This window comes from Chryseobacterium sp. C39-AII1, assembly GCF_039672645.1.
Lineage (GTDB): Bacteria > Bacteroidota > Bacteroidia > Flavobacteriales > Weeksellaceae > Chryseobacterium.
Genome location: NZ_JBDFPQ010000001.1, coordinates 166,915 through 191,228, shown reverse-complemented (window position 1 = coordinate 191,228; position 24,314 = coordinate 166,915). Strand labels below are relative to the sequence as shown.

At 36.0% G+C, this 24,314-nt stretch carries 16 protein-coding genes; 5 read left to right on the top strand and 11 right to left on the bottom strand.

Going from position 1 to position 24,314, the window contains the following annotated elements; translation table 11 throughout:
• Positions 1-107 precede the first annotated feature (107 nt).
• The 3 genes from hutG to hutI form a co-directional block, all read right to left on the bottom strand.
• Positions 108-1,028, bottom strand: coding sequence for a formimidoylglutamase (gene hutG, locus ABEG63_RS00775; RefSeq protein WP_346582829.1), 921 nt, complete (start codon positions 1,026-1,028; stop codon positions 108-110).
• A 48-nt stretch (positions 1,029-1,076) separates the two neighbouring features.
• The gene (locus ABEG63_RS00770; RefSeq protein WP_346582206.1) at positions 1,077-1,403 is read right to left on the bottom strand and encodes a GIY-YIG nuclease family protein; all 327 of its coding nucleotides are present in this window, start codon (positions 1,401-1,403) and stop codon (positions 1,077-1,079) included.
• A gap of 119 nt (positions 1,404-1,522) precedes the next feature.
• Positions 1,523-2,746, bottom strand: coding sequence for an imidazolonepropionase (hutI, locus tag ABEG63_RS00765; protein ID WP_346582204.1), 1,224 nt, complete (start codon positions 2,744-2,746; stop codon positions 1,523-1,525).
• Positions 2,747-3,007: 261 nt separating this feature from the next.
• On the opposite strand from hutI, the gene ruvB reads away from it, so the two are divergent.
• From ruvB to coaE, 4 genes are all read left to right on the top strand, one after another.
• On the top strand, positions 3,008-4,030 hold the full coding sequence (gene ruvB / locus ABEG63_RS00760) for a Holliday junction branch migration DNA helicase RuvB (protein ID WP_346582202.1): 1,023 nt from the start codon (positions 3,008-3,010) through the stop codon (positions 4,028-4,030).
• A 42-nt stretch (positions 4,031-4,072) separates the two neighbouring features.
• A complete protein-coding gene (locus tag ABEG63_RS00755) occupies positions 4,073-4,684 on the top strand; it encodes an FMN-binding negative transcriptional regulator (RefSeq protein ID WP_346582200.1) in 612 nt (203 codons plus the stop codon).
• A gap of 216 nt (positions 4,685-4,900) precedes the next feature.
• Positions 4,901-5,767, top strand: coding sequence for an MBL fold metallo-hydrolase (locus tag ABEG63_RS00750; protein ID WP_346582198.1), 867 nt, complete (start codon positions 4,901-4,903; stop codon positions 5,765-5,767).
• A 9-nt stretch (positions 5,768-5,776) separates the two neighbouring features.
• Entirely contained in the window at positions 5,777-6,412 is a 636-nt protein-coding gene (coaE, locus tag ABEG63_RS00745) for a dephospho-CoA kinase (RefSeq protein ID WP_346582197.1), read from the top strand.
• Positions 6,413-6,673: 261 nt separating this feature from the next.
• On the opposite strand, the gene ABEG63_RS00740 is transcribed toward coaE, so the two are convergent.
• From ABEG63_RS00740 to ABEG63_RS00730, 3 genes are all read right to left on the bottom strand, one after another.
• The gene (locus tag ABEG63_RS00740) at positions 6,674-13,144 is read right to left on the bottom strand and encodes a GEVED domain-containing protein (protein WP_346582195.1); all 6,471 of its coding nucleotides are present in this window, start codon (positions 13,142-13,144) and stop codon (positions 6,674-6,676) included.
• A 168-nt stretch (positions 13,145-13,312) separates the two neighbouring features.
• On the bottom strand, positions 13,313-16,303 hold the full coding sequence (locus ABEG63_RS00735) for a reprolysin-like metallopeptidase (protein WP_346582193.1): 2,991 nt from the start codon (positions 16,301-16,303) through the stop codon (positions 13,313-13,315).
• A 287-nt stretch (positions 16,304-16,590) separates the two neighbouring features.
• Entirely contained in the window at positions 16,591-18,624 is a 2,034-nt protein-coding gene (locus ABEG63_RS00730) for a M43 family zinc metalloprotease (protein ID WP_346582192.1), read from the bottom strand.
• Positions 18,625-18,718: 94 nt separating this feature from the next.
• Here ABEG63_RS00730 and ABEG63_RS00725 point away from each other — a divergent pair, with 94 nt between their 5' ends.
• Positions 18,719-19,204, top strand: a complete 486-nt coding sequence (locus tag ABEG63_RS00725) for a hypothetical protein (protein WP_346582190.1) — start codon at positions 18,719-18,721, stop codon at positions 19,202-19,204.
• Here the strand turns inward: ABEG63_RS00725 and ABEG63_RS00720 are convergent.
• From ABEG63_RS00720 to ABEG63_RS00700, 5 genes are all read right to left on the bottom strand, one after another.
• A complete protein-coding gene (locus ABEG63_RS00720; protein WP_267402265.1) occupies positions 19,201-19,863 on the bottom strand; it encodes a DUF6048 family protein in 663 nt (220 codons plus the stop codon). The genes ABEG63_RS00725 and ABEG63_RS00720 overlap by 4 nt on opposite strands.
• Positions 19,820-20,299: a DUF6452 family protein gene (locus tag ABEG63_RS00715; protein WP_346582188.1), complete on the bottom strand. Its 480-nt coding sequence runs from the start codon at positions 20,297-20,299 to the stop codon at positions 19,820-19,822. The genes ABEG63_RS00720 and ABEG63_RS00715 overlap by 44 nt, the downstream gene beginning before the upstream one ends.
• Positions 20,300-20,329: 30 nt before the next feature.
• Positions 20,330-21,745, bottom strand: a complete 1,416-nt coding sequence (gene rlmD / locus ABEG63_RS00710) for a 23S rRNA (uracil(1939)-C(5))-methyltransferase RlmD (protein WP_346582187.1) — start codon at positions 21,743-21,745, stop codon at positions 20,330-20,332.
• Between the two features lie 108 nt (positions 21,746-21,853).
• A complete protein-coding gene (locus tag ABEG63_RS00705) occupies positions 21,854-23,395 on the bottom strand; it encodes a TlpA disulfide reductase family protein (RefSeq protein ID WP_267402268.1) in 1,542 nt (513 codons plus the stop codon).
• A gap of 136 nt (positions 23,396-23,531) precedes the next feature.
• Positions 23,532-24,299 (bottom strand): succinate dehydrogenase/fumarate reductase iron-sulfur subunit, encoded by a 768-nt coding sequence (locus tag ABEG63_RS00700; RefSeq protein ID WP_039365171.1) that lies wholly within the window; start codon positions 24,297-24,299, stop codon positions 23,532-23,534.
• Positions 24,300-24,314 lie beyond the last annotated feature (15 nt).

Sequence of the window (24,314 nt, the reverse complement as noted above, 5' to 3'; positions counted from 1 at the left end):
ATTTATTAATGCCTTTTATGTAAAAGCATTTTGAGAGCAACAAAATTAGTTCCTTTAAATGAAATAAAATAATGATTTTCTCTATCGCAAAGTTAAGGCTTTCTATATTAAACCATAAACCATTCATTCATAAGCGTTGCAGCCAGTCTCGCCGTTCGATCCTGAATATCATAACTCGGATTAACTTCAGCAACATCCAAAGCCAAAAGTTTTTCACTTTTTAAAATATGTCTGTAAAAATGCATAAATGTCGCATCTGCAAAGATCCCATTATACGCAGAAGCGGAAACTCCCGGCGCAATGGAAGCGTTAAAAACATCCATACAAATCGTTAAATACACATAATCAACATTTTCCAGCAATTCATTAATTCGTTGATAGATCGATGAAAGATTTTCAAAGAAAAGTTCGTCGGCAAGAATATACTTCATTCCATATTGATGAGCGGTATCAAATAATTTCAAGGTATTTGAATTTCGTTGAATCCCAATATGAAGTGAATGAATTTCACCTTCCTGAGCAATTTGCCAAAAACCGGTTCCTGAGCTTGCTCCTACTCCGTTTTCGGGTTGCCTGTTATCGAAATGAGCATCAATATTTATAATTCCTATTTTCTGTTCGGGAAAAGCAGTTTTTACTCCTAAATAATGAGCGTAAGTCACTTCATGTCCGCCACCCAAAACCATCGACTTTCCGCCTTTTAATAAAACTTTTGAAACATTTTTGGCAAGCTGATTCTGAGTATTTTCCAGATTTCCATCTTCACAAGTGACATTTCCAAAATCCAACAAGGAGAAATTCGGACGAATCACCGGGAAATTAGCCATATTTTTACGGATAATATCTGGAGCATCTTTTGCTCCTTGTCGACCTTTATTCCTTCTAACACCTTCATCCACGGCAAAGCCATGCAAAACGAAATCGTTAGTTGAAATCGAATCGTAATTGCTTTCCTCCCTTACTCTCTGAAATATTCTGTGGAAAAGAAGTTCTTCTCCGTCTAATCTTCCTTGCCAAATAGTGTTCATCATTAATAGGTTTTAATTTGTGTGTATAGTTGTCATGCTGAAAGCATCTCAACCAATATATTCAAAAAGATGATTAAAAAATTCTAAATTAGGATTTATGCTTCTTATAAGCTCAATTTTTTTATCTCGTTTTAAAAGTTTTATTTCCTTTTCTCTTTCTATTGCTTGTGCTTGTTGTATCCATCCAAATCTTTCATAATAAATCAAGAAGCAAGTATTATATTTTGCAGTAAAGCTATAAGGATTAATTTTATTTACATGCTGATATAATCTTTGATGTAAATTTCCAGTAACTCCCGTATACAAAACTGTTCTGTTTTTATTGGTTAAGATGTAAACATAAAATTTATAGATTCCTTCATTTAATTCGTGCATTTTTTATCATTTGTGTTAAAGTACGTGTTTAGATGCTTTCAGCATGACAAATATTGCGCTATATTGGACCGTACAGATTGTCATGCTGAAAGCATCTAAATTCAGTTATCATATAAATTTTAAATTCTAACTCCATCAATATAAACACTCTGCGCCTTCAAACTCCCCTGATTATAAAGAACATTCTGGAAATTATTCGTTTTAAAAGTAACAAAATCTGCTTTCAAACCTTCTGTTAATCTTCCTCTGTCTTCCAAACCAAGCGCAAAAGCTGAACGGAAAGTCATTCCAGCCAAAACTTCTGCTGTTGTTAATTTTTCAAAAGTCGCTAAAATTGAAGCCTGAGTAATTAAATTTCCCATCGGTGCAGAACCCGGATTCCAGTCACTTGCGATGGCTAAAATTGCACCAGCATCCAACAATTTTCTTGCGGGAGTAAACTTTTCGCCCAATCCTAAACTCGCACCCGGAAGCGCCGTCGCCACTGTGTTTGATTTTGCTAAAAACTCAATATCTTCGTCAATTGTAGCTTCTAAATGGTCAGCAGATTTTGCTCCAACCTCAACTGCAATCCTTGAACTTCCCGGTGTGAATTGGTCTGCGTGAACGGTACTTTCAAAACCTAATTCTTTAGTTTTAAGTAAGAATTCTTTACTTTCTTCCGGCTGAAATGCTGACTTTTCAATGAAAATATCAACACGCTTCGCCAAATTTTCTTCTTTTACTTTCGGTAAAATTTCCTTTAAAATATACTGTAAATATTCTTCGTTGCTTCCCTCGAAATCTCTTGGCTTCAAATGAGCAGATAGACAGGTAGCAACCAAAGTCGCTTTTGTTTGTTCCTGAGATTTTTTAATGATTCGAAGCATTTTCAATTCGTTTTCTACGTCTAATCCGTAACCACTTTTTACTTCAATCGTAGTAATTCCAAGAGAAACTAAAAAATCGATTCTTTCCAATAAAGTTTTTAATAATTCTTCCTCCGAAGCGCTTCTTGTATGCTGAACCGAACTCCAGATTCCGCCTCCACTTTCGGCAATTTCAAGATAGGTCTTTCCTGCATTACGCATCGCAAAATCATTCGCTCTGTTTCCACCAAAACAGATATGAGTGTGAGAATCTACGAAAGCCGGAAGAACGATTTGTTCACCTTCGATCGTTTCAATTTCTATATTTTGATTTTCGGATTTTAATGTTTCGAAATTTCCGACTTTTTGAATTTTATTTTCATTAATTAAAATTCCACCATCTATAATGATTTCTAGTTGTTCGTCAGAAAGTTTTCCTCTTAACGGAAGATTGGCAAGGGTTACGACCTGCTTGAAAGGACCTATAAGTTTCATTTATTTAGTTTAAAGCTAAAGTTCAGATCAATAATTTTGATTTTACTTTGCTTAGATGCTTTCAGCATGACAAAAAATCTGCATAAAGTTTGTCATTCCGTAGGAATCTCAGCGTAGAAATGATCAAAAAAATTTTTTTCTTGTTTTTCTCTCTCAAAAATACTTAAAATATCTCTTGTTCTCAAATCTTAATTTTTCCATTATCACAATCCCAATCTTAACCTCAATTTTCCTATCTTTACGGTAAATGAAATTGAATTAATGCCTGATTTTTTACATCCAGACAAAGACAATTATTCCCGTGAAGAGCTTGCGCAGGAAGAACAGATTCGTCCGCAGAGCTTTAAAGATTTTGCCGGACAACGAAAAACCTTAGAAAATCTTGAGGTTTTTGTAACGGCTGCCAAAAGACGTGGTGGTGCGCTCGATCATGTACTTTTACATGGCCCTCCCGGTCTGGGGAAAACAACTTTAGCCAATATTATCGCGAATGAATTGGGTGTAAACTGTAAGATTACGTCGGGTCCCGTTTTGGATAAACCCGGAAGTTTAGCAGGTTTATTGACCAATCTGGAAGAAAACGATGTACTTTTCATTGATGAAATTCACCGACTTTCGCCTGTTGTGGAAGAATATCTGTATTCTGCAATGGAAGATTATAAAATCGATATTATGCTGGAAACGGGTCCGAACGCGAGAAGCGTTCAGATTGGTTTAAATCCTTTCACTTTGGTTGGAGCAACTACCAGAAGCGGAATGTTGACAAAACCGATGTTGGCAAGATTTGGTATTCAAAGCAGATTAGAATATTATACTATTGAATTATTGTCGATGATTATCATCCGAAGTGCCAGAGTTTTGGGTGTGAAAATTTACGAAGATGCAGCGATTGAAATTGCAAGAAGAAGCCGTGGAACTCCGAGAATTGCGAATGCTCTTTTGAGAAGAGTTCGTGATTTTGCCGAAATTAAAGGAAATGGAGAAATTGAAATTGAGATTACAAAATATGCTTTAAATTCATTAAATGTTGACGAATTTGGTTTAGATGAAATGGATAATAAAATCATGCGTGTCATGATTGAAAATTTTAAAGGAAAACCTGTAGGAATTTCGGCTTTGGCGACATCAATAGCAGAAAATCCTGAAACGTTGGAAGAAGTTTATGAACCGTTTTTAATTCAGGAAGGGTTTATCATCAGAACGCCGAGAGGTCGTGAAGTGACGGAAAAAGCGTATAAACATTTGAATATTGCAGTTCCTAGAAATCCGGGAGAACTTTTTTAAGGTTCCAGGTTCTTTGTTTTAAGTTTAAAGTTTATTGAAAATATGTTCGTTCTTAAATTATACAAAAGTGAAGATTACAATTTGTTGAAAGAAATCATCAGAGAGAATTCTTTTGCTTTATTAATTTCTTCTGTGGATAAAATCAGAGCGACACATGCTATGATGATGTTGAATGAAGATGATCCGGAGAATATTTATATTGAAACTCATATTTCCAGAGCCAATCCGCAAGCGAAAACTCTTAAAAATGAAGATGAAGTTCTTTGTGATTTTTTGGGAGCACATACTTATATTTCGAGTAGTTGGTACGATCATATTAATGTTTCAACATGGAATTATGAAGCCGTGCAGATTTATGGAAAAGTTGAGTTGATGAATCACGATGAATTGTACAATCATTTAGATAAATTAACTTCGAAATACGAAAATTTTCAGCAATGTCCGATGATGGTGAAAGATATGGGAAAGGAATTTGTAGAAAAGGAAATGAAAGGTGCTTTTGGTTTAAAAATCATTCCGACTGAAATTTTTATTAAGCAAAAACTATCTCAAAACAGAAAGGAAAACGATTTCCAAAACATTATTTCAAATCTTGAAAATGGTGATGAAAACGGAAAACGAATTGCCGAAAAAATGAAACTATTGAAAAAATAAAGTCGTTTTTTTTTTACCACAAAAGGTACAAAAGATGTTAGTTTTGAAAAATTAGCTATTTAAAAGTTTGTAAAAGCAATTTTACTTTTGATACTTTTCATTTTAAACATTAAGAAGTTAAGATTTAAAGAACTTTATACTTAAATAAGAAATAAACTTTGTTTATTTAGATTAAGAAAATTAATAAACAATACATTATAAAAAACTTAATATTATATGAAATTATATCCAATACAATGTGGAAAATTTAAACTGGATGGCGGCGCCATGTTCGGAGTCGTCCCAAAGAGTTTGTGGGAAAAAACAAATCCTGCAGACGAAAAAAATCTAATCGAACTGGGAACCCGTTCTCTTTTGGTGGAAGACGGAAAAAAATTAATTTTAATTGATTGTGGTCTTGGAAACAAACAAGATGACAAATTCTTTGGGCATTATTCGCTTTGGGGAGATGATAATTTAGACAAAAACTTAAAAAAATACGGTTTTGTAAGAGAAGATATCACCGATGTTTTCTTGACTCATCTTCACTTTGATCACTGTGGTGGCGCGATTGAATGGAATGATGACAAAACAGGTTACAGACCAGCATTCAAGAATGCACAGTTCTGGACGAATGAAAACCATTGGCAATGGGCAACAGAGCCGAACGCTAGAGAAAAAGCAAGCTTCTTAAAGGAAAACATTCTTCCTATTCAGGAGAGTGGGCAACTGAACTTTTTGCCGCTTCCGACAACAGGAAATTACGGCTTTGCTCCGGATTTGAAAATGGATGTAATTTTCGTTGACGGACATACCGAAAAACAAATGCTTCCGGTTCTTCAATATCAAGATAAAACGATTGTTTTTGCAGCAGATTTAATTCCTACAGCGGGACATATTCCGCAGGTTTATGTGATGGGATATGATACTCGTCCGCTTTTAACATTGGAGGAAAAAGGGAAATTTCTGAAACAATGTGTAGATAACGAATATTTGTTGTTCTTTGAACACGATGCTCACAACGAATTGGCAAGTCTTAAAATGACTGAAAAAGGGGTGAGATTGGATGAGACGTTTACTTTTAATGATGTTTTTGGATATTAATTTTTAAGTATGGAAGAATTACATTCAGAAATTCAAAAAGCAGAACCTGATCCGTTATCTGCTCCCAAAATTATTGGTTTAACTGGCGGAATCGGTTCGGGAAAAACAACGGTTGCAAAATTCATTGAAGAGTTCGGATTTCCGGTGTATTATTCGGATGACAGAGCAAAGGATATTGTAAATGACAACGATGATTTAAAGCTAAAAATCAAAGCGCTTCTAGGTGATGAGGCTTATGATGAAAATGGTCTTTACAACAGAAAATTTGTAGCTGAAAAGGTTTTTAATGATAAAGATTTACTGCAAAGTTTAAATGAAATTATTCATCCCGCCGTTCGGATTGATTTTGAAGATTGGGTGAAAAGGCAAACAAAGTATTTGGTTTTTAAAGAAACTGCTTTGCTGTTTGAATTAAAACTCAACAGGCAATGTTACAAATCTATTCTCGTTACTGCCGAAGATAATATCAGAGCAAAAAGGGTGATGGATAGAGACGGGAAAACCTACCGCGAAGTAGAAGCCGTCATGGAGAAGCAAATGCCCGAAAAAGAAAAGGTAAGGCTTGCGAACTGTATTATCTATAACAATACGAATTTAGAAGATTTAAAGGATCAAACCGAGAAAATCATCTTCGATATCGAATAAAAAATAAAACTCGTTAGAAATTGCTCTAACGAGTTTTTTTATGTTTAAACAATGCTTCTGTTGAATGTTAAATTTTGAACATGAAGCCCACCGATTTCTATGAGTATGAATAGTTTTATTGAAATATTTAAGATTTTTCGACTTCACTTCGTTTCGCTTAAAATAATAATTCTGCAAAATTGAAATTTAAATAAGTTTTTAAATCAAAAAAATCAGCCCCCATTTCTGAGGACTGATTTGAATAATTAATATAAATAACGTTTATTGTTTAATAAATTTCTTCTGTGCAGTACCTTGAGCATCCTCAATGTCTATCACATAGACTCCATTTATTAGCTTGCTAACATCAATATTATTGTTTAGAATAGTACCGCTTGATACTAATTGACCTGCAGCGTTGTAAAGCTTGTAAGTTGCTCTCTTGCTAATATTCTTAACATGTAATATTGTACTTACAGGGTTTGGATAAATCATAATATCCGTTTGGTTTGTTGCATTAGCAACCGGAGTTTTAGAAATTCTTACCGTGTAATCTTCAACTTCACCAGCCTGGAAGCTCGTACAATTCACAGGAATTCCTCCTTTTTGCAATGCTACTCTCATCACAACATATTTGTAGTCTGTTAAGCTTACAAAGGCATCAGCAGGTACGTTGAACGTTCCGGTGATTGGTGTTGTCTGATTCGGAGCTACCGCAAGAATTCTTTCATTGATATCGAAAGTTCCGCTTCTGTCGAAATCGATCCAAACTGCGATACCAGAATCACTATTCGTTCCTGATAATTTTTTAGCAATTGAGATTTCGTTTCCTGTAGAACCTTGAATTAATTCAATAAATGTCTTAGGATTTCCTGTAAAGTCTGAATAGTTGGAAGCATTAGATTCATTAATCATCTCAGGCTTACCATTCGGCTTCACTGTTACATTTGAGATATAATTTGCTGTTCCGCTAGCAGACTGCATTTGACAATAAACCACAGTAGGCGTAGTGAAATAGTAAGGAGGTGTGTATGTTCCCGGAGTTCCGCTACATACATTTACCACCTGTAACTCATATTTCGTTAATTCTACCAAGTTGGTTAATGTTACTGTATTCGTTGAAGAAGGAACATTCGTCCAGCTCGGAATACCTACTTTTCTATATCTCAAGATATAAGTTGCACCTGGGAAAGGATCCCAAACTACTACAGCTGTTGTTGGAGTAATGTTTGTGATTGTTAATCCCGGAGGAGGCAACTGGCAAGTTCTTTCCGTAGTAAATACTTTAGGATTAGACCACGGATTCAACGTTGTTTCACCGTTACACATATTTGCAATCTGTACCTCATAAGTTGTATAAGGATCTAAACCAGGAAGCGTGTATGTATTAGCCGGAGGGTTTGGCAAGTTGATGTTTGGTTCCCAAGTTGCAGCACCTACTTTTCTGTATCTCATTACATAGGTAGCATTTCCTACAAGTGGAGCCCAAGTTATCAATGCCGAGTTTGTTGTAATATTACTAATTGTAACATTTGGCGGCGTAGGATCACATCTTGTAGAGAAATTCTTGATTGGTGTAAACACTCCCGGAGCACCGTTACAAACTGCCGCCACCTGTACTTCATACGCTGTAGCAGGATTAAGACCAGTTAACTGTAAAGGCATGTTTCCAAGAATAGTAGACACTGTTACAGAAGTCCAAGTTGTAGTACCTACCGGTCTGTACTGTACTAAGAATGTAATGTTATTCGTAGCAGCCGTCCAGTTTACTGTAGCAGAGTTATGCGTAATTGCAGAAATTGTAAGGTTTGTAGGTACCGTAGTAGCACAAGGTCTTAATTTCACTGCATAATCTTCCACTTCACCATTCGCCGGATTCTGACACATTACAGGAGCACTTGTACGTCTTAGTACAACTCTCATTGTAGTCGTTAATGCACCGTTGTAAGCTCCTGCAGGTACAGCAAAAGTTCCGTTTACTGTAGCAGTAGTACTTGCTGCAGAATTCAGAATAAGCTCTGAAGTTTCAAAAGTACCGTTTCTGTTGAAATCAATCCAAACAGATACCGCGTCACTTTGTGTAGCTCCTGTCCAACCTTTCGTTACTGAAATCTGGTTATTAGAAGATCCAATTTCCAAATTAACAAGTGCTGAAGGTGTAGAAGCATAGTTAATATAATTTGTCTGAACTGAAGTATTCGTCATCGCAGGAAGACCTTGGCTCACAGGAGTAACCGTCACGTTTGCAATGTGATCATTAGTTCCTGTTCCCGTCATATTACAATAACTGATTGGTGTTGTTGTAAATGTAGTAGACGGTGAGTAAGATCCTGTAGTAGTACCACATTTTGATGCTACTTGTACTTCATATTGAGTTTGCTCTGCAAGACCACTAATTGTATAAGTGTTTCCAGGAGCTGGTACAGGGTTAATAGTATTTATCCAAGCTACATCACCTACTTTTCTGTATCTTAAAAGATATGTAGCACCAGTAGTTGGAAGCCAAGAAACAGTAGCTGTAGCAGCAGTAATATTTGAGATAACAAGTGGAGACGGTGCCGTTGTAGAACAAGGCTGTAAGTCTACAAACTTCACAGCATAATCTTCAACTTCTCCGTTACTTGTAAGTACTGAACAAGCGTCTGTAGGTGTAAGGTAATATACAACTACACGCATTTTAACTTTATTAGTTCCGATATAAGCATTCGCCGGAACCGTAAAAGTAGCAGTAAGAGGACTTGTCTGAGAGTAACCTAAGTTCATTACTCTTTCTCCTCCTGCAGTTCCTACTGCAGCATTATTAAATACTCCATCACCATTGAAATCGATCCAAACATTGGTAGAGAACGTATCTGAATTCGTAAATGTTCTTCCTACAGAAAGTACGTTTCCTGTAGTTCCACGTACCATTGTGATCAATTTCGTATTGTCATTAGAATAATCTGTATAGGTGCTTGGCCCTGAGTTATTCGTCATAGGAATAGAGTTCGTAGACGTCATCGTCACATTGCTGATATAACCACCAGACACGGAGCTTGTTCCAGAACTACAATACGTTAAAATAGGTGTAGTGAAAGTTACTGAAGTAGACCAAGGTCCTTGCGTACCACCACAAATAGTAGCAACCTGAACTTCATACTGAGTCTGACCATTTAGGTTAGTGATAGTATATGGATTCGTTGCAGGGTTTACCGTAGTCCAAACTGTAGCAGCCACTGCTTTATATCTTAATGCATACGTTGCTCCCGTAGAGTTTAACCAAGAAACTAAAGCGGTTGCCCCAGTTACATTAGAAACTGTTATAGGAGAAGGTGCTGCCGAAGAACAAGGCTGAAGGTCTACAATTTTCACCGCATAATCCTCAACCTCTCCATTGGTTACATTCGTACAAGGGTTTGTAATTGTAGATGTTGAAACAATTACTCTCATTCTAAGTGTAAGAGGCCCGTTGTAAGATGTTGCTGGTACTGTAAATGTAGCCGTAATAGGTGTTGTAGTACTTGCTGTAGTACTAATAACTCTTTCACTTGTTTCAAAAATACCATTTCTGTTAAAGTCAATCCAAGTTCCAACAGCTAAACTTGTAGAAGTACCTGTCCAAGATTTGCTTATAGAGATATTGTTATTTGCTGTACTACGAACTAATGTTATTAATTTTGTAGGATCAGCAGAATAATCTGTATATCCGTTTGCCGTTGTGTTGTTACTCATTACGTATGAGTTGGTAGGCGAAATGGTAACATTTGAAATGTATCCGTTACTACTTGTTCCAGTCACAGTACAGTAATTTACTGCCGGTGTTGAGAACTGAACAGGGCTTGTAAATGTACCTGTAGTTCCAGAACATACATACGCTACTCTTACTTCATATTGAGTAGACTCTGTTAAATTCGGAATATTATAAGCATTCACTGTTAAAGGAACACTTTGCCAAGTAGGATCTCCTACTTTTCTATATTCTAATACATAAGTAGCTCCCGTAGCAGGATCCCACATTACATAAGCTGATGTAGCGGTAATGTTAGAAATTGTAAGGTTAAGAGGAGCATTCGAAGTACAAGGAATCGGCTGAATAAGTTTCACCGCATAATCTTCTACCTCCCCATCTCCGAAGCTTGTACACATTACAGCTGGAGTAGAATATTTCATTACTACTCTCATTCTTGTAGTTGCAGGACCATTGTATGCACCTGCAGGTACAGCAAATGTAGCGGTAACAGGAGTAGTTGTACTAGCAGGAGAAGTCATTACCTGTTCTGTAGCTTCAAAAACTCCGTTTCTGTTAAAGTCGATCCAAACACCTACTGCCTCACTATAAGTAAAGCCTCCAGGGAAGAATTTAGATACAGAAACCGTATTACCAGTAGAACCAATAATTAAATTAACTAAAGCACTTGGCGTTGTAGTATAATCTGTATAAGTAGAACCTGCAGAGTCATTACTCATTGCCGCAGCTCCTGTAGGAGTAACTGTTACATTCGAAATATATTCTGAAGCAAAGTTACTTGAGGTCATTGTACAGTAATTAAGCCCAAGTGTCGTAAAGTTCACCGAAGCAGACCAAGCTCCTTGAGTACCTGAACAAATAACTGCAACCTGAACTTCATACTGAGTACTATCCGTTAAAGAAGTAAGTAAGATTGTGTTTACTGGTGCAGCAACTTCAACCCAAGCCGTTGAACCTACAGGGCGATATCTTACCATGTAAGTAGCGTTTGCAAGAGCCGTCCAAGTTACAGTTGCCTGAGTTTGAGTAATACCAGAAACAACAATATTTGTAGGTGCTGCCCCTGTACAAGCTGCCAAAGTAGCAACAGTAGCAGTGCTCACCGCATAAAATACGTTTCCAACAGCACTTACTCTGATTTTAACTGTAGCTCCCAATGTTAAAGCACCAAAATTAAGTGCCTCACTACCATCGTTTGGAGTACTTGCAATAAGGGTAGTCCAAGTAGCACCGTTATCTAAAGTATAATCAACTTTAACATTAGCAACGTTATATGGAGCTGCAGTAGTATTCACCACATCCCAAGAAACGTTGGTTGGGCCGTTATTATATACAGTAGTTGTATTTACTTTAAATGGTCCGTCACTTCCAACAACAATCGTCTGATCAGCAGATTGAGTTTGTTGTTGTTCAGGAACTGGGTTGTTATCTCTTACCGTAACTGTAAACTTAGTTGTTCTAGCTACTGTAGAAACTGCTTCCCATAAATTGTTTGTATTATTTAAAACACCAGCTAATACTGATGATAATCTTGGGAAATATCTTGTAGGGCTTGTAGTTGGTGACAACGATCTGAAAGTAGCCCCTGTAGTTGTATTTCCTAAATTATTTTTATTAATCGTAACACTCGCATTATCTACCTCTTCCCAAGTATAAGTCATGGGGTCATTTTCAGCATCCGTTGCTGAAGCTGTTAATACAAATGCAGTTCCTTTCGGAATATTATATGTAGGTAAAGCCGCGATTACCGGCGGATTGTTTGTGATTGTAGTTTCTACATCACAAGTTTTACTGATAAGATTTGCTTGAACCTGTTTGATACTCGCAATATGGAAATAAGGATCAGAGTGTGGTTGAACATCTGTGTTAGCCCCTGTAATTCCTGCATATCCCATAATTGTCGATCCCGAACCAGGCTCTTGATTTACGCCAGCCGTTTCCAAACCGTGAGAAAAAGTATGGTTTGCACCAAGCTGATGCCCAATTTCGTGAGCTACGTAATCAATATCAAAATTATCTCCTTGCGGAATACCGTCCGCAGGAGAAGTAAATCCTGAACCTTTTTGATTAGAAGTGCTACTTGTTGGGTTTATACAAACGCAACCAATACATCCTGCATTACCACCACCTCCGGAAGCTCCGAAAAGGTGACCAATGTCATAATTAGCATTTCCTACGTTCGCAGTAAGCGTTTGTTGTAATTCATTATTCCAAGCACCTGCAACACCTGCTGCTGCATTAGAATAAGGATCTGTTGCAGCATTCGTATAGATTACCGCAGGATAATTTTGTAAATTTAAGTGTAAAGCAAAATCTTTTTCGAATACACCATTTACTCTTGTTAAGGTAGCATTAATTGCAGTTAAAGCTCCTGCAACAGTTCCCCCAAAATATTGAGTGTATTCCCCTGTTACAGACATTGCCAACCTCATTGTTCTGTACTTCTTATCAGAAGTCTTCGCAAAATCAGTCGGATTTTTTGCAAATGATTTGCCACTGTCATAAAGCCTATTTATCTCTTCTTTAGATAAAGCGCTTTCATTCATAGAACACAAAAAGCCTTCATTGCTTTTATCAGTTTTCGGATGCACACCGTAAACTGTTTTGTCTTTGTCGACTGGTTCTAAGAATTCGTACTTGCCATCTTTGATAATCATCGACTGAAAATCATTCGGCGCTAAACTAAATCTTAAATATTTACCCGGATCATCGATCCCGACTCCTATATAAGATCCTAATTGATATTCATCTGCCAGCGATTTTACTACAACTGGAAAGCTGTAAACGGCAAATTTTTCGATTTTCCCATCCAAAGTTGGCAAAGAGATGGTAACAGGTTTTGCATTTTTTCCCGTTTCTTGTGCTTTTGCCAATTGAGACTTTAGTAAAGGAATGTCTAGAGAGTAATAGTTCTTAATCTCAGAACTCCCTCTAATTCTCTCTCCGCTATATGTTTTGGGGCTCCACTGTGCATGTGTGAGCGCAAACAATAAAAGGAGAAAGAAAGAAGTAAAGGTTTTCTTCATAATTTTCTCAATATTATATTAACAATACAAATCTAATCATTTTTTAATATCAATTTAACAAACGTTTTATTTTTTTTGCGAAATGAATATAATTTTCTTTTTTATGATTGAAAATAAAAAAAATCCTCAAGTAAAACTTGAGGATTCATCAGTATTTAAAGTAGTTTATTACTTTTTAATAAATTTAAAGCTTTCTGAAATATTATTATCCTTTACAGAGATAATATAGTTTCCTTTCAATAGTTCAGTTACATTTACTTTATTATTATCAATAGTTCCTTTTTTAACAATCTGACCTACTGTATTATGAATTTCGTAAGTAGCTTTGTTTGAAACTTTAGTTACATTCAAGATATCAGATGCCGGATTTGGATAGATTCCAAAGTTGTCTTTTTTCTTAACATCATTTGTTGCTAAAACAAGAGGAGCAATTACAACATTATAGTCTTCAAATTCTCCATAGGCACCTGTATATACTCCACAAGCTGTACCGATATAAGAACCTGATGTGCTTGTATATAGAGCTCCTACACGCATTCTAAGTCCTAGACCTGTAACTGCATTTGCAGGAAGTGTAAATGTCGTAGATACAGGATTTGCAGTAGTAGCAGTTGAAGTCAGAATTCTTTCAGAATCTTCAAACGTTCCGTTTCTATTGAAATCAATCCATGCTGATGTAGCCATAGGGTATGGTGTGGTACCACTTAACCAACCTTTTGTTACCGTAAGGGTATTAGTACTACCTGCAACTAGATTAATTTGCAATGCAGAATTAGCAACATAGCTAGTATAAGTACTTGCAGACGATGTATTGCTAATATTTGCAATTGCAACATTTGCAATATGATCATCAGCAGCAGTACCTGAAGAAACTGCACAATAAGTTCCAAGAGTTAATGTTGTAAAGTTTGCAGAAGGAGAGAAAGTTCCTGTAGTACCAGAACATACAGCAGCTACTTGAACTTCATAAGCAGTACCATCCGCTAAGCTATTTAAGAAAGCTGTGTTTGTACTAGATGTAATTTGTTGCCAAGTAGCATCTGTAAGCTTCTTATAACGAATAACATACGATGTCGCTCCTACAACTGGTGGCCAGTTTGCAGTTGCACTACTTTGTGTAATATTAGTAGTTGTAACCTCTTTAGCAGCTTCGCCACAAGTAGCAAATACTGTAACATTTACTGCTTTTACAGCATAAAATACATTTCCTATGGAAGAAATTCTTATTTTAATATTCTGCCCGTTTGTTGATGCAGGCAAAGTAATACCTTCTGAACCATCATTTGGTGTTGAAGCAACAAGAGTCGTCCATGAAGCTCCGGTAGGATCTGTCGTGTAATCAATTTTTACGTTAGCAACACTATATGGTGAAGCCGTTGTATTTGCAACATCCCACGTAATATTAACAGGAGCAGAATAATCAAGATATGATGGTACAGTAAGTTGGAAAGGACCATCATTACCCACAGTAATTGTTTGCTCAGCATATTGAGTCTGACGTTGCATGATATCTGGATTGTTATCTCTTACAGTTACCGCAAATTTACTAGATCTGGCAACTTTAGAAACAGATTCCCATCCATTGTTTGAATTATCTAAAACTCCAGCTAAAACAGAAGATAATTTAGGAAAATATCTTGTAGGGCTTGTAGTAGGAGTAAATGATCTAAATGAAGCACCGTAAGTTGTTGTTCCGATATTATTCTTATTAATAGCCTGCGCAGTGGTAGAGTTATTAACTATTTCCCCACTATTAACCTGTTCCCAAGTATAAGTTAAAGGATCATTTTCAGGATCCGTTGCATTCGCTGTTAAAACAAATGCTGTCCCTTTTGGAATTGTGTAAGTTGGCAAAGCATCAATTACTGGCGGATTATTATTTATTGATGTCTCAACGTCACAAGTTTTAGCAATTAAATTTGCTTGAACCTGTCTGATACTTACATTATGAAAGTAAGAATCAGAATTTGCCTGAACATCAGTATTAGCACCCGTAATACCTGCATATCCCATAATAGTGGATCCTGAACCTGGTTCAACGTTTACTAAGTATGGCTCTAAACTTTGTGAAAATGTATGGTTTGCTCCCAATTGGTGACCAAGCTCGTGAGCTACATAATCAATATCAAAGGTATCACCTTGAGGAACACCATTAGCTGGGGAAGTATATCCAGAACCTTTTCCTTTAGGAACATTTGTAGTAGGATCTACACAAACACACCCAATACACCCCGCGTTACCTCCTCCACCGGTAGCACCGAATAAGTGACCAACGTCATAGTTGGTATTTCCAACCATATTGGTTAATGTATTTTGTAATTCAAGATTCCAAGCTCCCGCCGCACCTCCAACTTGTGGAGAAGGTAGTACTGCATCAGTATAAGGATCAGTAGCTGCATCCGTAAAAATTACGTTATCGTAATCCTGTAAATTAAGATGTAATGCAAAATCTTTTTCAAAAACACCGTTGACACGAGTAATTGTAGCATTAATTGCCGCTAATGCTCCTGCCTTGGTTCCACCATGATATTGCGTATACTCTCCTGTAACCGACATTACCAATCTCATTGTTCTGTACTTCTTATCAGAAGTTTTAGCAAAATTGGTTGGTTGATTAGTAAATGACTTACCATTATCTAACAAACCATTAATCTGTTTTACAGCTTCTGGAGACTCATTTGTAGAACAAGCAAATCCGTTTTTATTTCCTTGTGTTTTAGGATGTACTCCATAAACTGTTTTAGCCGCATCTTGTGGCTCAATAAATTCATACTCTCCATCCTTGATAATCATAGATTGAAAATCATTTGGAGCTACTGAAAAACGTAAAAACTTTGTAGGATCATCAATCCCAACTCCCACATAAGAACCTAATTGATATTGTTCCGCCAATGATTTTACAACAACAGGGAAACTATAAACCGCAAATTTCTCTACCTTCCCATGTAATGTAGGTAAAGATATTTCTACAGGTTTAGCGTTTGGACCTGTTTCTTGTGCATTTTTAAGTTGCTCTCGGATCTTTCCTAAATCCAACTTATAATATTGGCGCACATGAGAAAATTTTTCTTTTTGTCTGTCAAATGTAGTGGGAGTCCATTGTGCTACAGCAGAGCCTCCTATCAAACTACAAAATAAGGCAGTAATTATTTTTTTCATATGATAAAAATTTGATCCCAAAAATAAACATGTATTTAATAAATCACAAGAAATAATTAACTTATTTTAAAATAAATTAAAATTATCAGGTGGTGACTGTAAAATAATTGATCTTAATCAAATTAACATATCGTATTACCATTAAATATGTTTTTATAAAAAAGTATTTTATTTAAAAAAAAGTTTCTAAACAAAAAAAATATTAAATAAAAACTTCAAAAAGGTAAGTAAAACAAAAACCCCATAGTATGATTACCATGGGGTTTTTGTTTTTTATTTCAGCTTAATTACTTTTTAATAAACTTAAAACTTTCTGAAATATTATTATCCTTTATAGAGATAATATAGTTTCCTTTCAATAATTCAGCAACATTTACTTTATTATTATCAATAGTTCCTTTTTTAACAATCTGACCTACTGTATTATGAATTTCGTAAGTAGCTTTGTTTGAAACTTTAGTTACATTCAAGATATCTGATACTGGGTTTGGATAGATGCTGAAATTGTCTTTTTTAAATACTTCATTTGCCGCTAAAACTTGGTTTGTAAAAGCTTTAGTTCCATAACTTGCAATATCTGTATCAGCATGATAAATTGTAACCCCATTAGTAGATAAATCTACATAACCACCATAATCTAAGCCATCGCCATAAGCATCAGAAATTGTAAATACATAACAATCTAATGGCAATGTCCATGTTTGAGTAATAAGTGGTGGTAGAGGAGTATCTTCATCCGCATCTTCTACATCAGCATATGGTCCACCATATTTTACAACTTGTCCAGCACTATTTTTTAGCGTCCACATTGTCTCTGAGCCAAAGTAATCCCTTTGAAGTTTAAATGTAACTGTAGTTGCACCCGCAAAATATTCAGGAGCTGTTGGTTTATTATAATTGCCACTCACCGTATTATTTGTAGTTCTTTGATCAGCTCCTCCATTTACAGAACTAATAGAAGCCGTTACAGGAGATGTTGGTGTTAAATTACTTACCGGAATAGAAATAACACTATATTTATCTTGGGCTAAACTACCCGTCCAGCTATAAGTTTGAGCAGCTGCTCCATTAACTGAATAAGAAATTGTAGCAGCAGTAAGTGTACTTGTACCTCTATTATATAATGATAGACGAATTACTCCCCCCCCACAATTTCCAGAAGCACACCCTCCATCAAATTTAATTTCAGCATCATTAGCAAATAAAGGAATAGGTTGATCTGCCAATGACGTTTTCAACTCCATTCTTCTAGGAGAGTTATTCATTACAGTCGTAATTCTTGTTTTTTGATCATTTGTGAAAATATTCATACATGCATCATTAGTATAATCCATATAGTTTTCAAACATTTCGTCTGTTGTTCCACATATATTAGGTCTTGGATGCGTAGGACATCCTCCGTTAGAAGTTCTATGTACAGGAGTGTCTGCACAATAATCATCACCACATAATGCATCTCCCCAAATATGTCTTAATCCTAAATAGTGTCCCACTTCATGGGTCATTGTTCTACCTTTATCATAAGGAGCAGAAAGTAAGAAGTTATTATTTGTATTATAATCACTACTTCCAAACGTAGCAAAGTTTGCCACTACACCATCTGTATTTGCATCTCCCATATCTGGATCCAAACCTGCTAATGTAGAATTTGAAGGAAATTGAGCATATCCTAACAATGAAGCATCAGCAAAATTTACACTCCACATATTCATATATTGAGTAGGATCCCAGATTGTTGTAGGTTTCACATAGTCATCTATATCATACTGAGACCAACTATCTTGGCAAAGATTTACTCTATCAATACCATTTGTAGGATTTCCGTTCGGATCTACTTTAGCCAATACAAATTGAATCTGAGTATCTGCCCCTACCGGATTTGTATTATATCCAGGAGAATTTAATATTTTTCGGTAATCATTATTCATAACCGTAATCTGAGACATTACTTGCTCGTCAACGATATTTGGTGCTACACCAACATTTTGTCCACTATGAATTACGTGAACAACAACAGGAATCGTAATTATATTTCCATTTTGAGATTTATTAGCTTTAGTTCTTTCTACCAAAGGAGCTAGCCATGCTTCAAATTGTGCATCTGTCAACCTTTTAGGGTTTTTTGATCTCAAATAGTTTTCATATTCTACAGTAGAGCACCTATCAAAACCCTCCGTCTTCGCAAGCTCCCCTGCCGATTTTTTAGCAAACTTAAACTCTTTTTTAATAATTTTATTACCTTTTTGAACTTGAGCATTAAAAATACCTACGCATAATATTGGTAATAAAAATAGAGTCTTTGAAATAGTAAATTTTCGCATTCTATAAATTTATTTAATTTTGCAAATATATCACATTTGGCACAATTTTTAATTAATTATTAATTAAAAAGCTAAATATTTAGAACAAAGCAAAATGAAAATCAAACTGCTATTCACTCTATCCTTTTTAATGTTATTAAACTTAAAATGTATTTCTCAACAGAATAAAGAAAAACAAACAAATAACACAAATATAACTTCAAAAAATTCAAAAATAGAAAAAATACAGATCACAGAACAAACAAGAGGAACAAACAAGTTGATAACCTTCACTCCATTTTCCAAAACTGTTTCAGTGAATGGCGAAATTACTACTTCATCAATCACGTCTGAACAATGGCAAAACATTGATAAGGAAGCTTCTTTAATTGACTTAGAAAAAATCTCAACTTACGAATCGCCTACTACTGGCAGATTTTCAGACAGAGCTTTAGCTTCATCTATTATTATTTCAGTGGATGGAAAGCAATACAAATCTTCTTCTTTTGATGCAGGAATGCCCCCAAAAGAATTGGAGGCATTATATAATGTACTTAATAATGGTATAATTAAAAAGAGACCTACACCGCGTATTCGTTAAAACTTATACGCCAAATTCCATGCAAATCCCATATTAAACTTTGACGAACTTCTTCCAAAGCCCGGGACGATCATGGGTTGAATATCATCCTGTTTTGTAGTGAAAACCATATATTTAGGCTGAAGATTTACATCTATATAAAAATTAGATTCGAATAGCTGCACTCTACCACCAATTGTTCCTTCGATCCAATACGATGATTGGGTTGAAGACGGATATGAAACCGAAGCATTACTTCCTCCATAACCACGCACCGGAACCGACATATATTCCTGACTATAAAATGATCCGGCTACTTTTCCACCAGCATAAAAACCATTGAATTCGTTCTCTGTATCTTTAGCCAACATATAAAAAGCACCTAGCTTTAAAAACGGACCATTTACCTTCGCATCATAGCCATTTTTCTGGTAGATATTCTTCTCAAAACCGGCATCAATTACCGCATGCACATTTCTATTTATTTGTGAAGATATAAATCCCTGATATAGCATTCTGTCTGAAAAGAATGAAACTCCCAGATTCAGAGCATCCGCACCAACCATGAAATTGGGTTTATACTTCCATTTCTCTTTTTCTGCTTCCTCTTTCTTGTTCTGAGCGAAACTCAGCAAGCTACAAAGACTCAAAAATAAGGTATAGATTAGTCTTGTCTTCATTCTCTATAAAATTTTGTGCGGTTTCTACCGATAAAACCGGCGTAGCAGTTATTAATTCTGAACTTAAATTTTCGTAATCCTTTTTCACTCCACATCCCGGAGATACGTAAGTAGATTTGGTGGTGTAACTAACTTTAACATGAGACTCCTGCCCTTTATTGGTGAGTCTAAAATACACATCGGTATAAGGAGAATCATCCACTCTTAAAGGAACCAGGCGTGAAGTGGCCGTTTTGGTTCCGCCCAGCTGAACTTTACCCGAACCGTAGTCTACCGCCACATAAATAGAATCCAATGTGGTTTCTTTATCTCCTCTTTTAAAGGAAACCTTCATTCGGGGTGTTCCTTCGCCACTTTCACAAATATCATCGTCGCCTCCGCATGACACAAGCATGCTGAGAAAACCGATCATCAGGAAAAATTTAAAGTACTTCATATTAAAATTTGAAATTCAAATTTAATTAAATTATTTTTTAATCAACAACGCGATATTTTCAACGTGGTGCGTTTGTGGGAACATATCTACCGGCAAGATTTTAACAACGGTATAATGATCTTTCATTAAGGCTAAATCTCTCGCCTGAGTCGCAGAATTACAGCTTACATACACCACTTTTTCCGGTGATAATTTTAAAATCTGCTCAACCACTTTCTGGTGCATACCGTCTCTTGGCGGGTCGGTAATTAAAACATCTGCTTTCGGATGATTTTCAAGGAATTCATCATTGAAAACATTTTTCATATCACCACAATAGAACGTTGTATTCGTAAGACCATTCAGTTCAGCATGTTCGATAGCTGCATCAATAGCTTCCTGAACAGACTCTATACCTATAACCTGCTTCGCATTTCTTGCTACGTACTGGGCAATCGTTCCTGTTCCGGTATATAAATCATAAACCACTTCATCACCTTTTAAATCGGCAAATTCAAGGGTTTTTCTGTACAATTCTAATGCTTGTTTATAATTGGTCTGAAAGAAAGATTTCGGTCCTATTTTGAACTTCAATCCATCCATTTCCTCCATTAAAAATCCATCACCAAAATAAACATTTACATCCAAATCATAGATAGAATCATTTGGTTTAGGATTGATGGCATATACCAACGTTTTAATTTGTGGAAATTTCTCCAGAACAAATTCGAAAAGCTTTTCTCTGTTTTCTTTTTCTTCTCTATACAACTGGAAAAGAACCATCCACTCCCCTTTAGAGTTTTGTCTCATCATTAAAGTTCTTAAAAAACCGTCATGATTTTTAACATCAAAAAAGTCCAGTCCTTCATTTACTGCATAATTCTTAACAGCTAATCTGATAGCATTGGAAGGATCTTCCTGAAGGAAACATTCTTTAAGATCAAGAATTTTGCTCCACATTCCCGGAATATGGAATCCAAGGGCATCTTTACTTCCGAAATTTTCTTCTGAACTGATCTCATACTGAGTCAGCCAACGGGCATTGGAAAAAGAAAATTCCATTTTATTTCTGTAAAAATACTGCTCTTCAGAACCTAAAATCGGAACGGTTTCAAAATCTTCAATTCCGCCAATTCTTTTAATATTGTTATAAACCTCTTCCTGTTTGAATGCCAATTGCTTTTCATAGCTCATATTCTGCCATTTGCAACCACCACAAACACCAAAGTGAATACATTCCGGCTCTACTCTGTAAGGAGATTTTTCAATCACTTCCACAGCCTCGCCTTCAAAATATTTAGACTTTGCTTTTTTCACCCTTACATTCACAATATCACCTGGGATCGCTCCAGAAACCATCACCGCTTTTCCTTCTTCCGTTCTTCCGATCGCAACACCTTTAGCCCCTGCGTTTAAGAGCTTTATATTTTCAAGAATTAAATTTTTCTTATTATTCTTCCTACCCATTCTAAAAATTTCTGTTTTTCTAATCGAAACACTTCTGTTTCAGCTTGCAAAAATACAATAAAAAAAACCTTATCCGAAGATAAGGTTTCTATCTATATTCAATATAAATTATTTTGTTGGAGCCGGTTGCGGATTTGCAGGCTGTGGAGCTTGCTGAGCCGCAGAAGGATCAATATTCAATCCTGGCTGCATTTGTGCTTGTGGAGCAACTTTAGGAGCAGAAAGACCTGTTTGCTTATCTAAGATCTCTACCAATTCCTGCTCACCAAGATTCACAAAAGATCTTGAAGCCACTTTACCGTCTTTATCTACGATAATGAAGTTTGGCAATTTAAAAGCATATACTCCATATTTTTTAGCGATATCAGAGTTTAAACCTCCTTCTGCATAAACATTTGTTCCTGCAATACCTTTTAATAAAGAGTTGCTTGTTTTGATAAACTGATCTTTCGTATCATCTACATTTACAAAAACAAAGTTCATTTTAGATTTGTAAAAGTTCACCACTTCTTTCAAAATTGGAACTGTAGCTTCACCGATATAAGGATTCCAAGATGCATAGAATGCGATCATATAAGGTTTTCCTTTGTTTTCAGAAAGCTTGTAAGCTTTTCCGTCTTGCTTCACTAATGATGCATCCGGAGCAACTTCACCAATTTTCAATCCGTTTACTGCTAATTGAATCTGAACTAAATCTTTTTTAATCGTTGCATCTTTAATATCTTCATCGATGATTTTTTTCACCTTGTCCATCGTCTTCGCAGGAGTACCCGGGTGAATATCAGACTGAGCCATTACAAAAGCCAAAAGATAATCTTTCGTTAGCTGAGAAACTTCTTTTTTCTCTTTTAAGAACTGGCTGAATAATTCAGAAGTTGTGATATCTGTTTTCCCTTTGCTTTTTGCTTCCGCATATTTTTGGAAATCAGGGCTCATTTTTGATAAAAGGTAGCTTCTGTACGCAGGATTTTCTTTTACCATTTCATCCTTATTTTCCTGAAGCTTGTTTTCGTAATCTGTAAAAACTTTAGCTACTTTGAAAGATGGATTTCCAGACATCTGCTTTTTCATCATTTCGTATTGTCCCATGATAGAAAGCAATGTGCTTTTAATATCATTTTGCTTCCACTTGATAACTTCGCTATCCGGACTGAATTTTTTAGCGTTTTCGTCGATATTTTTATTAATATCAGTCTCCACCTTCTGAATTCCTTTTACGAATGTAGCTTCGTCTTTCGTCATCAGATCGTTCATGTTTACCTTCTGAGCATAATCAGCAAGATATTTTTGAGTAGCTGTAAAGAAATCATTATTCTTTTTGGCATCACCTGTAATTACATATTCCGAAGGGAATGTAGCTCCGTTTCCGGAAATTTCAAGGTTCTGACCAGCTTTTAAATAAATTAAATTTTGTTTTCCACCATAAGAGATTACGTACATCCCGTTTTTAGGAGCTTCAAAGCTTCCTGCAAACGTTCCGTCGTTTTTCATTCCGATATTCGCCAAAGGTAATGTAGCCACCCCTGAAGCTTCGATGAATTCTATTCTCTCCAACGGAGAACCTCCCGTGATTTTTCCTTTTACTTCAACTTTTTTAGAGCAAGACATCGCAAAAATCGCGATGATAAACAATAAAAGATATTTTTTCATTTTGAATTTTATAATTACGCAAAAATAAGTTTTTAACTAAACTAAAAGCAACTAAATAGTACTTTTATGAAAGATTTAACTAAAAAAAATCGCCATCCGGTGAGGAGACGATTTTTTTATTTATTTAAAACAGGTTTTATCCTCTGTCAGCAAGAGCTGCCATGTATTCTCTGTTCATTCTCGCGATGTTTTCAAGAGAAATTCCTTTCGGACATTCTACTTCACAAGCGCCTGTGTTTGAACAGTTACCGAATCCTTCTTCGTCCATCGCTTTCACCATGTTCAGAACTCTTCTCTTCGCTTCTACTCTACCTTGAGGTAAAAGAGCATACTGAGAAACTTTAGCTCCCACAAATAACATTGCAGAACCGTTTTTACATGTCGCAACACAAGCTCCACATCCGATACAAGCCGCAGCATCCATTGCTTTGTCTGCATCTTCTTTAGGAACAGGAATGGCATTAGCATCCAAAGTATTTCCTGAAGTGTTCACCGAAATGAAGCCACCTGCAGCCATTACTCTGTCGAATGCGCTTCTGTCTACCATTAAGTCTTTAATAACAGGGAAAGCAGCACTTCTCCAAGGTTCAATAACGATTGTTTCACCGTCTTTGAACATTCTCATGTGAAGCTGGCAAGTCGTGATACCAGTATCAGGACCGTGCGCTCTACCGTTGATATAAAGAGAACACATACCGCAGATTCCTTCGCGACAGTCGTGGTCGAAAGCGATAGGTTCTTTTCCTTCGTTAATGATATTTTCATTCAAAATATCTAACATTTCTAAGAAAGAAGAATCTGTAGAAACATCTGATATTTTGTAGGTCTCGAACTGACCTTTAGTTTTGCTATTTTTTTGTCTCCAAATTTTTAGGGTAAGATGAAGGCCTTTTTTTGCACTCATAATTATTTATTTATA